The 14357-nt window shown below is 43.6% G+C and carries 13 protein-coding genes; 9 read left to right on the top strand and 4 right to left on the bottom strand.

The window, feature by feature from the left end; genetic code table 11:
- Positions 1–424: 424 nt before the first annotated feature.
- The 6 genes from ACSUPM_RS01950 to ACSUPM_RS01925 all read left to right on the top strand — a co-directional run bounded on the left by ACSUPM_RS01950 (position 425) and on the right by ACSUPM_RS01925 (position 5651).
- Entirely contained in the window at positions 425–1033 is a 609-nt protein-coding gene (locus tag ACSUPM_RS01950; protein ID WP_025651690.1) for a rhomboid family intramembrane serine protease, read from the top strand.
- Between the two features lie 123 nt (positions 1034–1156).
- Positions 1157–2122, top strand: coding sequence for a metallophosphoesterase (locus tag ACSUPM_RS01945; protein WP_025651691.1), 966 nt, complete (start codon positions 1157–1159; stop codon positions 2120–2122).
- A 99-nt stretch (positions 2123–2221) separates the two neighbouring features.
- Positions 2222–2782 carry a 5-(carboxyamino)imidazole ribonucleotide mutase gene (gene purE / locus ACSUPM_RS01940; protein WP_084212283.1) on the top strand — a complete coding sequence of 187 codons (561 nt, stop codon included), beginning with the start codon at positions 2222–2224 and terminating at the stop codon, positions 2780–2782.
- A 219-nt stretch (positions 2783–3001) separates the two neighbouring features.
- Positions 3002–4360: a 5-(carboxyamino)imidazole ribonucleotide synthase gene (locus ACSUPM_RS01935; protein WP_201566136.1), complete on the top strand. Its 1359-nt coding sequence runs from the start codon at positions 3002–3004 to the stop codon at positions 4358–4360.
- A complete protein-coding gene (locus tag ACSUPM_RS01930; RefSeq protein WP_201566135.1) occupies positions 4360–4809 on the top strand; it encodes a YaiI/YqxD family protein in 450 nt (149 codons plus the stop codon). The genes ACSUPM_RS01935 and ACSUPM_RS01930 overlap by 1 nt, the downstream gene beginning before the upstream one ends.
- Before the next feature lie 203 nt (positions 4810–5012).
- A complete protein-coding gene (locus tag ACSUPM_RS01925) occupies positions 5013–5651 on the top strand; it encodes an NAD(P)H-binding protein (RefSeq protein ID WP_101210780.1) in 639 nt (212 codons plus the stop codon).
- Between the two features lie 95 nt (positions 5652–5746).
- On the opposite strand, the gene epmA is transcribed toward ACSUPM_RS01925, so the two are convergent.
- The 3 genes from epmA to ACSUPM_RS01910 all read right to left on the bottom strand — a co-directional run bounded on the left by epmA (position 5747) and on the right by ACSUPM_RS01910 (position 9300).
- Entirely contained in the window at positions 5747–6784 is a 1038-nt protein-coding gene (gene epmA, locus ACSUPM_RS01920) for an EF-P lysine aminoacylase EpmA (RefSeq protein WP_201566134.1), read from the bottom strand.
- 57 nt (positions 6785–6841) lie between these two features.
- The gene (locus tag ACSUPM_RS01915; RefSeq protein WP_201566151.1) at positions 6842–7966 is read right to left on the bottom strand and encodes a 4-phosphoerythronate dehydrogenase; all 1125 of its coding nucleotides are present in this window, start codon (positions 7964–7966) and stop codon (positions 6842–6844) included.
- A gap of 188 nt (positions 7967–8154) precedes the next feature.
- Positions 8155–9300, bottom strand: coding sequence for an AI-2E family transporter (locus ACSUPM_RS01910; RefSeq protein ID WP_025651698.1), 1146 nt, complete (start codon positions 9298–9300; stop codon positions 8155–8157).
- Between the two features lie 58 nt (positions 9301–9358).
- Between ACSUPM_RS01910 and ACSUPM_RS01905 the strand changes: the two genes are divergently transcribed.
- The 3 genes from ACSUPM_RS01905 to ACSUPM_RS01895 all read left to right on the top strand — a co-directional run bounded on the left by ACSUPM_RS01905 (position 9359) and on the right by ACSUPM_RS01895 (position 13278).
- Positions 9359–9505 carry a hypothetical protein gene (locus tag ACSUPM_RS01905; protein ID WP_156915598.1) on the top strand — a complete coding sequence of 49 codons (147 nt, stop codon included), beginning with the start codon at positions 9359–9361 and terminating at the stop codon, positions 9503–9505.
- 611 nt (positions 9506–10116) lie between these two features.
- Positions 10117–11808, top strand: a complete 1692-nt coding sequence (locus ACSUPM_RS01900; protein ID WP_025651699.1) for an NAD+ synthase — start codon at positions 10117–10119, stop codon at positions 11806–11808.
- Between the two features lie 195 nt (positions 11809–12003).
- The gene (locus ACSUPM_RS01895) at positions 12004–13278 is read left to right on the top strand and encodes a hemolysin family protein (protein ID WP_025651700.1); all 1275 of its coding nucleotides are present in this window, start codon (positions 12004–12006) and stop codon (positions 13276–13278) included.
- A 33-nt stretch (positions 13279–13311) separates the two neighbouring features.
- Here ACSUPM_RS01895 and ACSUPM_RS01890 read toward each other — a convergent pair whose 3' ends face one another.
- On the bottom strand, positions 13312–14031 hold the full coding sequence (locus ACSUPM_RS01890; protein ID WP_101210783.1) for a YggS family pyridoxal phosphate-dependent enzyme: 720 nt from the start codon (positions 14029–14031) through the stop codon (positions 13312–13314).
- Positions 14032–14357 lie beyond the last annotated feature (326 nt).

The raw sequence follows: 14357 nt of genomic DNA, 5'->3' as shown, positions 1-14357 counted from the left end.
CTTCAATTCACTCTATAGTCATCTAAATGGGCTAAAAATGGCTAAATCTTGCCAAACATCGTCAAATAGCTGGTCAATATCCCGATATTATCTACGCTATTTTTCTTGTCTGACGGCAATTTATCTTATTTTTATCACCATTTTTGAAATGAAGACGCACCCTAATAACAAATGATTATTAAAGCACAATTCTCTACATAATGGGTTTTTGCTTTATTCTTGTCGCTGTTGACGTAATGATTAGGAGTTGGCATGGGAATTGCCATGTCACTACTTATTATTATTGACCGTCTTATCCATTAGCAATTTGGGCATAATATTATTTACACATAGTATTTAGGCGTAGTATGTATACATAGTATTTAGGCTTTTAACCTTGCCATATTACACAATCACACACTAGGCTCGGCCTAAGGATTACCCTTTGTTTAACCACACGACCCTTATCATTATTATTACTGTTATTGTCAGCTTGCTTGCTTGGCAAAACAAAGCGCTATTTAATCGGCTTATTTTTTATCCGCCTGCGGTAAATAATGGGCAATGGGATCGTTTTGTGACGCATGGTTTTATCCATGCTGATAGTATGCATCTGCTGTTTAATATGTTTACTTTGTATTTTTTCGGTCGTGCTATCGAAGGGTTATATCAATCGTTTTTGTTCGGTTATGGTTTCGTGGTGTTTTACGTATTGGCTATCATTGTTGCGATGATTCCAAGTTATCTTAAGAATAAAAATAACGCCAGCTATCTCAGCCTTGGCGCCTCAGGTGGTGTATCAGCCGTATTGTTTGCTTTTATTTTGCTGGCACCATGGGAAAAAATCTATTTATTCGCGGTCATTCCTATCCCAGCGATATTATTTGCGGTCGCTTATGTGGCTTATAGCATCTATGCGGACAAACGCGGTGGCTCAAACATCAATCATCTGGCACATATGTGGGGCGGCGCGTTTGGGATAATCGCCACTATTATTTTAGAGCCACAAGTGCTACCACACTTTTTAAATGCACTATTATCGCCAGGCTTTTAGTAAAGGCTAGCTTTTAGAGCAATTTTTTAAAAATTTTTTTTGAAAATAATTAAACCCTTATTAACTTTATCGCTCTACTTAAGCGGTTAAATACGTTTACATTTTAAGATTAGATAACGAATTATGATTATAGATATTATCGGTGACATTCATGGTTATGCAGACAAGCTAGTCGGTCTACTCACCCAGCTAGGCTATCGCCATAACGGACAATGTTTCGTGCCGCCAGCAGGTCATCGGGCGTTGTTTATCGGTGATTTGATCGACCGTGGGTCGCAGCAAATGGCCACGTTAGAAATCGTGTTTGCCATGCTAGATGCTGATGTGGCCGATGCAGTGATGGGCAATCACGAATACAATGCTTTGGCTTTCGCGACGCTTGATCCTAATAATCCTCAGGAATACCTACGCTCGCACAATGAGATACATATGCGCCAACACGAGGCCTTTTTGGCAGAAGTACCGTTTGGCTCAGAGCGTCATCACTATTGGCTACAGCGCTTGTATGAGATACCCCTATGGCTTGAGACCGACTATGCTTGCTTTGTGCATGCTTGTTGGGATGTAGACAGTATGGCGGTACTGACGCCGTTATTGACTGCTGATAATTGCTTAACGCCTGAAGCACTTGTCGCCACTGCCCAAGAGCATAGCGAACCTTTTGAAGCGTTGGAGAGGGTATTAAAAGGTGTGGAAACCCCCCTACCTGCGGGCATGGTAATGGTTGATAAAGAAGGAACTGAGCGCACACGAGTACGGGTACGTTGGTGGCTTGAAGGCCTCAACGAACGTACACTATATGAGGTTGCGCGTGCCCCTTCATCAGCATTGGCACAAATTCCAGCGGATATATTGGCAGAAAATATCGACTTTGCGCTTAAAACCGATAAACCCGTATTTGTCGGTCATTATTGGCTAACTGGGACGCCTGAACCATTGAGCCCGCAAGTAGTCTGTACTGATTATTCGGCAGCGGTCGATAGCGGTTATCTAACATGCTATCAGCTCGATACCGAGCAGCCTTTGCCACTCAAAGCCGGTAATTTTGTGCAATATCGCCACGACAAAGACCCAGTGATATCGTCATAATAAAAGCGCTATTCAACTCGCTTTCGCATTAATCAGTAAACTTGGCTTTACGAAGGCGGCAAAATTTTTGTATGATGGTCGTTTTGAGGATATCAAAGCATGAGCACTCTATCAGCTAGTGTTAACTCTGTTGAGCAAAACAGTCCAATCACCTCTCCTGCTGGTCAACCAAAAGTTGGCATCATCATGGGCTCGCAGTCTGATTGGGCGACCATGAGCGCCGCTGCGCAATTGCTCGCCGACTTTGATATCGCTTTTGCTTGTGAAGTCGTATCAGCACACCGTACACCTGACAGATTATTTGACTATGCCAAAAACGCCAAAAGCAATGGCTTACAAGTCATTATCGCTGGGGCTGGCGGTGCAGCACATCTGCCGGGTATGTGTGCCAGTCAAACGCCGCTACCGGTCTTTGGTGTCCCTGTAAAATCCTCGATGCTCAGCGGTTGGGATAGCCTATTGTCTATCGTACAGATGCCAAAAGGCGTTGCTGTCGGTACTTTAGCGATTGGGGCGGCAGGTGCTTATAATGCAGCATTACTGGCGATTCAGGTCTTGGCCTTGCATGACGACGTAATCGCTAGCAAGCTAGATACGCTACGCCAAACACAAACTGACACCATTCTTGCCAGCCCCACACCGGGCATTATCAACAACTAGATTGGCGATAATGGTTAGAAAATATCAAGACCAATTATTTGGACTATAAAATCTAACCGTCAAATCCAACGATCAATGTTGTAAACTTGATATTTATGCTTAGATGAGCTCTACTAAATACAAGGTGCATACAGTGCACCTTTTCCTATTTTAATAGATTAGATTTTAGACTTAATAAACCGAATAACCTTTATCCATTTCCAATTCAAAGAGCCTGCCATGACTACAGCGAACGCTTATCCTGTGACCCAAAACATTCGTACTATCGGTATTTTAGGCGGTGGTCAGCTTGGCATGATGCTTGCCGAAGCGGCCATGCCATTAGGTTATCAGTGTGTTTTTTTAGAAGACAATGCTGACTGTCCTGCCAGTCTTTACGGGCGCGTCTTTCATAGTGAGCAACTAGAAGCCTTTATTGCCGCCGCCGATGTATTTACCTTAGAGTTTGAAAACACGCCGACGGCGACCGTTGAACAACTGGCCAATTTATCAAAATCTGGTAGCAAACAAGGCATGTTTCCGCCACCGATTGCACTTGATATCGCGCAAGACCGCTTAAAAGAAAAGCAGATGTTTAATGCGCTTGAGATCGCTACCGTACCCTTTAAAGAAGTTAACTCTGAAGCTGAATTGCAGCAAGCTTGCAGCGAGCTAGGACTGCCAATCGTCCTCAAAACCAGCCGCGGTGGTTATGATGGTAAAGGTCAATTTGTCATCAAGCAAGACAGTGATATCAAAGCGGCGTGGCAAGACCTCAAAGACGCCGTCAGTGGCCAAGGTGAGTTGACGCCAACGCCAGCGCCACTCATTGCGGAAGGTTTTATTCACTTTAGCCGTGAGGTTTCTATTATCGCGGCACGGGGACAGAACGGCCAGATGCGCTGTTATGATTTGGTCGAAAACCATCACCATCACGGTATTTTGGCCAAAACTCAAGCGCCCGCCGTTGGTACTAGCCATCTACTCAAGCAAGCGACCGATGCAATTACCACGGTCATGAATCATTTGGGTTATGTGGGCGTGATGGCACTTGAGCTGTTCGTCACCAAGGACGTGCGTGGCAATGATGTTGTACTCGTCAATGAAATTGCGCCGCGTGTGCACAATTCTGGACACTGGAGTATTGAAGGCGCTGTCACCAGTCAGTTTGAAAACCATATCCGTGCCGTGGTTAATTTGCCATTGGGTGATACCGACAATGTTCATCCAGCGATTATGCTCAACGTTTTAGGACAGTACCCCGATATCAGCGCAGTGCTGGCTATCGATGGCGCGCATTATCATAGTTATCATAAGGCTGAGCGCGAAGATCGAAAAATTGCACACATCACATTGATGCCCAATGATGTCGCTAATTTGGAGCCTGCCTTAGCCAAGCTCGTCGCGGTATTGCCCAATAAAGTCGGCCTCGACAAAAAGTCTGCTCCTGTGAATAATCAGCCAAAAGCGACCAATGACCAATCAACTATTGGCAATGACACTGTTAAAGCTATAGAAAACCCTCAAGTAGATACTGATGACGATCAAACAGATAATGCGGTAGACGTTAAGACAAAAACAGCGAAGGTTAAGAAATAATGCAAATTTGGGTGGATGCTGATTCGGTGCCATTGATTGCCAAAGACTTGATTATCAAAACGGCTGAGCGGACGCAAACAATGGCTATTTTCGTCGCCAATCAGCCAATTAAATTGCGTAAGTCACCGCTGCTCGTCATGACCGTGGTGCCATCAGGATTTGATAAAGCCGACGATTATATCGTAGAACAGATACAGCCAGGTGATTTAGCAATCACCAGTGACATCCCTTTGGCCAACGATATTTTGGACAAAGGCGGCTTGGTACTGACCACACGCGGCATAGTCTACGACAAAAATAATATTAAGCAAAAGCTCAATATGCGCGACTTTATGGATACCATGCGCGGTACTGGCGTGTTAGAGCTGCAAGAAATGAGCGGACAAAAACCTTATGGTGACCGTGACAAAAAAGCCTTTGCCGACGGTCTTAATCGTTTGGTTCGCTGATTTTTATAGCCATAATCTTTGCTATCTATCTTAACCCCCTCCTAGCCTGTGCTCTTTGCAAACCGTATACATTCATAACCAAACACTATGCAATCGGCACGCTTCATAACGAAGTGTGCCCATCATTGTTGTTACGCTGTAGTCAACTTTTAAGACAAACAGTTTTTACAACAACAGTAACGTATATAAGAATAGGAATGACTATGAAAATTTTAGTAATTGGCGCCAGTGGACGAGTGGGAACTGATTTAGTTAAGCAGTTATTAGCAGATGATCATCAAGTGATCGGTACCACGCGTGATAAAAAGAAATTGTTCGATGCAGATAATTATTCGCAATTGGATTTAGACTTATTAGCAAATAAAGACGATATTCAAAATCAGATTGATGATGACGTTGAGGCGATATACTTTGTAGCAGGTTCCGGGAACAAGAACTTGTTAGAAGTAGATTTACACGGTGCGGTGAAAACAATGCAAGCGGCGCAAGATAAAGGTATCAATCGCTATATCATGCTTAGCACAGTGTTCTCATTAGACACCAGCAAATGGACAAGCCCTGCGATTGAAAATCTAAAAGAATATTACATCGCCAAACATTACGCTGACCAATGGTTAGTCAACGACAGTACTCTTGATTACACCATCGTCCAAGCTGCTGCCCTAAAAGAACGCGCTGGAACTGGCAAAATTACGATCAATGGTACTGATGCTGGCGAGAATGCGATTGCGGATGTAGCATCGACTTTAGCAGCGGTTTTGAATGCTGATAGCGCAAGTAAGAAAGTCTTTAGCATGCAAAATGGTGAGACAGCCATCGATAAAGCTATCGCAACATTATAATCAAGCTCAGCGCTACCATGTTTATAATTAAAGAAAAAAGCGAGTAAGCCTTCCGGTCTACTCGCTTTTTTTATGATGGACCATCTAATAAATTATCAGGCCAGACCACTTGGAAACGGAATGACGTCCTCTACTCTGTCGGCTCCTGTGATGACCATAAGCAATCTATCCAACCCCACAGCAATGCCACTACAAGGTATCAAGTCATTAGATGCCGCCAATAGATGCTCATCGATTGGCATGACTGGCAAATTATGGCGCTGGCGTAATTGATTGTCTTGCTCAAAACGCATTCTTAACGCCTGCCCATCTGCCAGCTCGTCATAGGCGTTGGCAATCTCAATACCATTGATATATAGCTCAAAGCGCTTCGCAACCTTATTACCGTCTTTATCTAAAGCCGTTTTTGCTAATGCTGCCGTTGCTGGTGGATACTCTATAATCAAAGTCGGCAAATCATGCCCTAAATTTGGCTCGACCGCGTGGCTAAATAATAGATCTAACCAGCTTTGCCGGCTTTCTTCTTCGCTATTGGTTGCACCGCTTTCTACATTATTAAAATCAAAACCGGTTAAACCTTTATCTTCTGCCACTGCTTGTAATGTCGCCAAACTGGCCGTCAGTGGATGTATACCAACGAAGTCCATAAACGCATCAACGTAGCGGTAATGATTCATCACAATCGAATAACCATATAGGGCTTCTAGTAGTTCGCCAAGCTCAGTCGCCATATCGGCTAAGCTATAGTTTGGCTGATACCATTCCAACATGGTGAATTCAATATTATGGCGTACGCCTATTTCATTATCTCGAAATACCGGGCAAATTTGATAAATAGGCATTTGCCAGCTGGCCAATAATCGCTTCATGGCAAATTCAGGTGACGTATGCAGGTAATAAGTGCGTGGTCGATCTTGATAGGTAACTTGCGCAGCGACGGACTGCAAAAAGGTATCCGTATTGCCAGCTTGCGACAACAGCGGAGTCTGTACCTCAAGCACCTGCCGCTTATTAAAAAACTGACGAATATCGCACATAAACTGCGCACGCTGCCGCGCCATCGCTAGGGTCATGGTGGGCGCGTAACTGGGCTTAGTATTTGGCTTAACAGAAGAACGGGTTGATTGGCTCATTAGTATTTACTGTGACTGATGAATAATAAAAATAGGGTGATAAGTAGGTTTTTGACTTTAGAACTGCCATTCACGGCGCAAATGATAATCACGGCGCAGTTGATCAAAATCAGCGCCATTAACTTGTCCGTCAATTATCTGACGTCGCAAGGAAGCATCATCTTGCATAATGTCATAAAACTTAATCAACTTATCTGGATGCGCTTTTAATTCAGACCACAAAAACATATTCAGTGGCAGCAGCTTTTGCATAGACTGTGCAGGTGTGACCGCCAGTTTTTCACATAGCGCATCATAGATAATTTGGGTACCGCGCAGCTTCCCCTCTACAGTATAACCAGCGATATGTGGCGTTGCGATAGCCAACTTGCTTAACAAACTCTCGGCAATCTCTGGCTCATGCTCAAACACATCAAGCACTGCTTGGCGTCCCGTACGCTCAATACCTGCTGCTAAATCACGCGCATGAATGACGGGTCCGCGCGCGCTATTAATGAGCATAGTATGCGCAGGCATCATACTCAGGGCATCTGCGTTGATTAGATGCCGCGTTGGGTAATCGCTACCACTCGGGTGAGTATAGTCTCTCTTATCAGTCAGTGGCACATGTAAACTGACAACGTCGCTTTGGCTAAGTACTTGCGCCAAGCTGGCGTTATTCGTCTCTGAAGGGGGCAATAACGGATCATAGCCCAATACTTGCCAGCCCAAATCATTGGCATACTGAGCGAGCGTGCTACCAATATTGCCAAGGCCAATGATGCCTAAGGTTAATGGCCTCGTTGGTGACGTCGTTGATAGCTGCCAATACTGCGGACGCAATGTCAAAATAGCCGTCAGTACATATTGGGCGACCGAATGCTTGCTACAACCCGCAGCATTGGCAAAAGTGATGTTGCGCGTCGCTAGATAATCTTGATCAACATGATCGGTGCCGATCGTTGCCGAGCCTACAAATTCTACGCTTTCATTATCAGCCAATAACTGCTCGTTCACTGGCGTCACCGAGCGTATCAACAATATAGTGGGCTGTAATTCAGCAAGCAATGCCGCATCGATATCGCGCCCCGCAACTTTGACAATATTTACTGTTTGCTCAGTCGCCTGTCCAAGCGCAGTGGCATTAAAAAACTCATCAAGGCTAGCGATATTACTGTCAGCCACAATAGTTATGCTGTTTATCGTATCTATCATCGCATTAAACCTTATTAAAAATTTCTATCAATCAGTACATAATTTATCAGTGACTTGTTATCTATGACATTATTTCGCTAAATATTTTTTACTACCGCTGTCGGCGTAGGCACAACACGCAAGAAAAAATTATTTCAGTCTCGCGCTAAAATGCGCCGTCTCTGTTTTATTTGGTATCAACTATATCCGCTATTTTCATTTTGCTCATCAACCGCTAATGGTGTATTTTTATCGATCAACACCTCTTCTTGTGGCGCAAATAGCTCATTTTTATGATTTGAAATCCATTCACGCCATACCGCAAGGCCGATAGCTAATACGACAGGACCGATGAACAAACCAACGAAACCAAAGGCTGTTAAACCGCCCAACACCCCGATAAAAATAATGATAAAAGGAATCTTGGTGGCACCACTAATGACGATAGGACGGATAAGATTGTCCACCCAACTGATGACCAATATGCCCCATAAAGCCAAACCAATACCTTCTACCGTATGACCTTGACTTAATAACCAAATCGACACCCCACCCCACACAAATGGCGTACCAAATGGGATTAAGGCAATGATAAAAGTGACAATCGTCAGTAAAATCGGACTTGGTGCGCCAGAGAAATAATAACCAATACCCGCCAAGATTGCCTGCGCCAATGCGGTCAGACCAATACCATATACCACAGCGCGGGTGGTCGTACCCACAGAGTCAATATAACCATCGATACGATTGCCAATGATATTGCGTAAGGCTTGGCGAATTTGGCGCACCAAGCTTGTGCCATCACGATAAAAGAAGAATAAAGTCATCAGTGCCATACCAAGCTTGGCAAGACTGCTGAACACCACATCAAAGGCGACTTTGCCGTAATATAAATGAGACTGTACCCAGATACGAAAGGCTTCTAGCGTCCCCTCAGGATTTTTATTAATGCGCCACAGCACATCTTTGACTTGTTGCCCGATAATCGGCAAATCCTTAACAGAGTCAGGCACATCCAAATACCCTACTTTAATACGATAGATTAAATTGCTGATAAGACTCAAAGCTTCCTGCTGCAAGATAAAAATACCAACCACCAGCGGCACACCGATGATGAGAGTAATACTCACAGTCATGATAGCGGCACTAAAATTTGAACTGAACTTTACTCGTTGGTGAAAAAAGTTATAAATAGGAAAGGTAACATACGCTAAAATCGCTGCCCACAATGCCGGTACAATAAAAAACTGTACCACTTGAAAACATAATATAAACAACACGACCAACAAAGTAATGGCCAATAAGCGCTGAATAATAAATTCTTTTGTCCAGTTTTCTATCATAGTGTATAAACCAAAAGCGGACAGCAAACCTCATACGGTATTGCTGAGAAGTTTATAAATGGGTGAACAGCAATTTATGGACAACATCCATAAATCGTATCCATTAGCGAAGGTGGTTGGCTATAAATCTACAGCTCAATTATTGGCGGCCATTACGCTCTGTGCCGAGACAACCGTAACACAGTTAACGCCAGTAATGTCATAGAAAACAGATGGCTGACCGACGATTATTATGCAACAAAATGGCTCAAATAAATAACGCTATGTTGTAATCTTTACTTACAACTTTCTTAGACGAGATTCACTAAAGCCTTACCTGAATAACCAAATCATCGTACGCAGAATGAATACCGAAAAATAATGACCACTAAGTACCCTACGCCGTCACTTTGTCAGTCATTATCTAGCAAGGTAAATCACTGGCGCGTTCTATTAGTAACAACAATTGATGTTATACTAGAATAATTATTTTGAACTTTTAAATGCCGCTACATTAATTTGACCTTATTTATTTTTGTCATTATTAAAGCGCATCACTTTTCACAACCCTTCTTTATCCTTCCTCTCTAAACGACATTAATATCTAATCGTTAGAGTAGTGCGGCATAAATTGGGTCTACTACATAAGCATTACATTGATGCTTATACAAGCGTTGCACGCATCATGCGAGTTCGATATCAGGACTCAGGGTCAAAAAAAATGTAAAAGAAACTATGATTGACGCGCGATGTTTTGAGTGAATTTCGGATTGATTTTATTTTAAAGCAACACTGCCTCACCAAATTTTAAATACTATATTCATAGGAACAATAACAATGTCAAAAGACAATGATAACCCTAACCTTACTGTCTCAAATGAGGCGAGTAAGAGCACTAAAACCCAAGATAGCGTTACTTTTGCTTTAGCCCAATCACACTTTTTGGTCGGTGATATCACTGCCAATGCAGCAAAAATGCGCACGCTGGCATTAGAAGCGCGTGAGCAAGGCGCTGATGTGATTGTCTTTCCAGAACTCGCACTATTAGGCTATCCACCCCAAGATTTATTGCTACGCCCTAGCTTGTCAGGTCGCATCAAAAGCGCCTTGTCTACTCTAAGTGATATCGATGACATCGTCATGATCGTCGGCTATCCACACGTTGATCACCATGGTACCTTCAACTCAGCCGCCATCCTGCATAACGGTCATCAAAAAGGCTTTTATCATAAGCAAATATTGCCAAACTATGGCGTGTTTGATGAACGCCGTTACTTTGACAAAGGTCGTAATCAAGTTCTGTTTGATTATAAAGGCATTACCATTGGCCTGCTCATCTGTGAAGACTTGTGGGAAAAAGGCCCTATTGCTGATCTCAAAAAGCAAGGCGCGGATCTGGTCATCAGCTTAAATGCGTCACCTTTTGAAATTGAAAAACAAGACAATCGTAAAACCATGCTGACCAAGCGCAGCCGTGAAAATGGCCTGCCGATTATCTATGTCAATGCGGTTGGCGGTCAAGATGATTTAGTCTTTGACGGTGGCTCTATGGCCGTGCAAGCTGATGGTAGCGTTGCCCACGAAGCGCCGCGTTTTATGAATCAGTTGCTACTGGCGACGTTAGATGTCAAAACCAGCAAGTTTAACACCCAGTCTAAAGCGCCTTTAACCCTTAGCCGCGAATCAGAGATGTATCAAGCGCTGGTGGTTGGTTTGCGTGATTATGTCAATCTTTCAGGATTCTCTGGCATTCTCGTTGGGCTATCAGGTGGTATTGATTCGGCCTTGACCCTCTGTATCGCCGTCGATGCGTTGGGTGCGGATAAGGTTTATGCGGTTATGATGCCGTACGAATATACCTCACAAATCAGCCTCGAAGATGCACAAGCACAAGCCCGTCGACTCAACGTTTCTTATACCGTTTGTCCAATTTTTGATGCCGTCGAAGGCATTCGTCATACCCTTGCCCCACTCTTTAATAAATCACCTGCGGACACCACCGAAGAAAACATCCAAGCACGTGCGCGCGGCGTTGTATTGATGGCACTGTCTAATAAGTTTGGGCATTTGGTCATCACCACCGGCAACAAATCAGAGCTGGCGGTTGGTTACTCGACACTGTATGGCGATATGGCAGGCGGCTTTGATGTCCTAAAAGACGTCTATAAATCGCAGGTTTATAAATTAGCCAGCTATCGTAACCGTTTAGAGGACACCCCCGTTATTCCTGAGCGCGTGATTACCCGTCCGCCATCAGCCGAGCTACGTCCTGACCAAAAAGATCAAGACAGCTTGCCTGACTACGACGTATTAGACGGCATCCTAATGTCTTATATCGATGAAGATATGGGCTATCAAGATATCGTGGATAAAGGCTTTGATGCGGACTTGGTCGCCAAAGTCATCCAAATGGTCGACAATAGCGAATATAAGCGCTGCCAAGCACCGATTGGCACCAAAATCAGCCATAAAGCCTTTGGTCGTGAGCGCCGTTATCCATTAGTGAATAAATGGTCAATAAAAGGCTAGAGTGTAATCGTCATCTGGCTGCTACATAGAAAGTCAGATGACGACAGACCTTACTTATAAATCGATTGCTTATTATTAGCTGGGTGCTTGCCCAGCTTTTTTTAGTTTCTGACCACAAAATTTTCTTGTTATTCCGACGATTCAATCCATTACTTTTAATTTATCTACCCCTACCTATTTCTATCCGAGTATGTCATGAGCTTGCTAACTGCTAGTGTGTTTATCTTTTTGCTAATTGCCCTCAGCGCCCTTGTCTCTAGCTCCGAGCTGGCCCTAGCCTCCGCCCGAAAAATCAAACTACAAGTGATGGCCAAAGAAGGCGAAGTACGCGCGCTTGATGTCCTCAATATGCAAGAACACCCTGGCAGTTTTATTACCGTGGTACAAATCGCGCTCAATGCGGTGGCCATTTTGGCCGGTGTCATCGGCGAGTCAGCCATCAGCCCCTATTTAGTGCGCTTGTTCGGTCATGAAGCGCTCGCCTCTGTGGTGTCATTTATCATTGTCACCAGCGTTTTTGTCCTGTTTGCCGACCTCATGCCAAAACGTCTCGCCATGTCCAACTCTGAACCTATCGCCATCAAAGTCGTACGACCAATGATATTTTTGATTTTTATCTTAAAACCTATCATATGGGTGTTTGATGGTGCGGCGAATTTTCTCTTTAAGCTGCTAGGCATCTCTACGGTACGTAAAGATGAGATGACATCCGAGGATATTGTCGCGGTGATGGATGCCGGTGCGGAAGCGGGTGTCATCAAACACCAAGAGCATCACCTGATTGAAAATATCTTTGAGATGCAAGAGCGTACCGTCACCTCAGTGATGAATCCACGCGAGAATATTGTATATTTTGACAGCAAAGTCAGTACCGAAAAAATTGTCGAGGTGATGATTAAGCAGCCGCATAATAAATTTTTGGTTTGTCTTGACGATGATTTAGAACATATTATGGGCTATGTGGAGTCACGCAGTTTTTTAGCTTTAGTGTTGAATCAGCAAGAGGTAAGCTTAACCGATAAGGCATTATTAAAACCGGCGCTTTTTATCCCTGATACCTTATCTTTATTTGAAGTGCTTGAGATGTTTAAATCGACGGGCGCTGACTTTGCGGTGATCGTCAATGAATATGCGCTGGCGGTAGGCGTCATTACCCTAAAAGATGTGATGAGTATTGTCATGGGCGAGCTGGTCACGCTAGAGGAGCAGCCTATCGTCCAACGTACCGATAACTCCTGGTTAATCGACGGTATGACGCCAATCGAGGATGTCATTCGCTCATTGGGTATCGTCAATTTACCCAACAGCCAAAACTATGAAACGATCAGCGGTTTTATGATGTATATGCTCCGCAAAATCCCTAAGAAAACCGATAGCATCGAATATGCCAATTATCGTTTTGAGATTCTGGACACGGATAAGCTGAAAATCAATCAGCTGCTGGTGACCAAACTTGAAGTGGTTGTTTAGCGTAGTTAAGGTCTGTTGAATTGAGGACACGCCCTAATCTCGAGCACCAAATATGGCGGTACCGACGCGCACCATGGTCGAGCCATTGGCAATCGCCTCTGCCATATCATCACTCATACCCATGCTAAGCGTATCCCAACCAGTTAATTCTGGATGATCGCGCTTAATGTCTTCAAATAATTGCTTGGTGCGAGCAAAAGCATCGGTGTTGGCTTTTGCGGGAATAATCATCAGACCACGCAACTGCAAACGCTCATAGCCTTTCATTATGTTGATCAATGCTGGTAACTGGGCTGGTAAACACCCTGACTTGCTGTCTTCATTATCAATATTGACTTGAATCAAAACGTTTAGTGGCGACAACTCACTTGGACGTTGGTCGTTTAGACGCTTCGCAATAATGTCACGCTCAACCGTTTGTACCCAGTCAAAATGCTCAGCGATATCGCGCGTCTTATTACGCTGGATACTGCCAATATAATGCCAAACGATAGCGTCACCAACCGTCTGAGATTTTAAAGTACTGATTTTTTCGATAGCTTCTTGTAGATAATTTTCCCCAAAGTGATACTGACCTTGCTTGGCTAACGCCGCAATCATGTCAGCAGGTTTGGTTTTAGAAACCGCAAGTAAAATGACCTCATCTACTGCACTGTCTTTGGCTTGTTGCTCTGCCTGCGCGACCTGCTCTTTTACCTGTTGCCAATTGTCAACGAGGCTTACCTTATCAATATTATTTTCAGCATCTTTCATATATGGCTCACAAGGATAAATTACTCAATTATTTGTTTTGGCTGTTATTAAGACTTTTATAAAAATTTTGCCATGAGCAAAATTTAAACAATAAATAAATGACTGCCTAATTTTACATTTTCTTAGCCTAGTAGATGGTTAAATGCCAAGAGTCTTGTTATGATATTGTTACATGGTTTAACATATGCTACTAAAAATAGTAGTAACAGTAACAACCATGACCTACTCCATCGCCAAATAACTGAGCTAGCATAGGATGAGTGAAAAGGTTATTGTTTAAAACCTGCTGCTAAGCTCTTTTTGCCTTACCTTTATTCATTGATAGG

This window comes from Psychrobacter okhotskensis (assembly GCF_965638355.1).
Lineage (GTDB): Bacteria > Pseudomonadota > Gammaproteobacteria > Pseudomonadales > Moraxellaceae > Psychrobacter > Psychrobacter okhotskensis.
Note: the sequence above shows the minus strand (reverse complement) of the source record. Positions and strands in the feature narration are given on the sequence as shown.

Bases quoted from the DNA above. Each gene is read 5' to 3' on its own strand.
- ACSUPM_RS01945 (WP_025651691.1), top strand. From the start codon at position 1,157: ATGATTATAGATATTATCGGTGACATTCATGGTTATGCAGACAAGCTA.
- purE (WP_084212283.1), top strand. From the start codon at position 2,222: ATGAGCACTCTATCAGCTAGTGTTAACTCTGTTGAGCAAAACAGTCCA.
- ACSUPM_RS01935 (WP_201566136.1), top strand. From the start codon at position 3,002: ATGACTACAGCGAACGCTTATCCTGTGACCCAAAACATTCGTACTATC.
- ACSUPM_RS01930 (WP_201566135.1), top strand. From the start codon at position 4,360: ATGCAAATTTGGGTGGATGCTGATTCGGTGCCATTGATTGCCAAAGAC.
- ACSUPM_RS01925 (WP_101210780.1), top strand. From the start codon at position 5,013: ATGAAAATTTTAGTAATTGGCGCCAGTGGACGAGTGGGAACTGATTTA.
- epmA (WP_201566134.1), bottom strand. From the start codon at position 6,784: ATGAGCCAATCAACCCGTTCTTCTGTTAAGCCAAATACTAAGCCCAGT.
- ACSUPM_RS01910 (WP_025651698.1), bottom strand. From the start codon at position 9,300: ATGATAGAAAACTGGACAAAAGAATTTATTATTCAGCGCTTATTGGCC.
- ACSUPM_RS01905 (WP_156915598.1), top strand. From the start codon at position 9,359: ATGGGTGAACAGCAATTTATGGACAACATCCATAAATCGTATCCATTA.
- ACSUPM_RS01900 (WP_025651699.1), top strand. From the start codon at position 10,117: ATGTCAAAAGACAATGATAACCCTAACCTTACTGTCTCAAATGAGGCG.
- ACSUPM_RS01895 (WP_025651700.1), top strand. From the start codon at position 12,004: ATGAGCTTGCTAACTGCTAGTGTGTTTATCTTTTTGCTAATTGCCCTC.
- ACSUPM_RS01890 (WP_101210783.1), bottom strand. From the start codon at position 14,031: ATGAAAGATGCTGAAAATAATATTGATAAGGTAAGCCTCGTTGACAAT.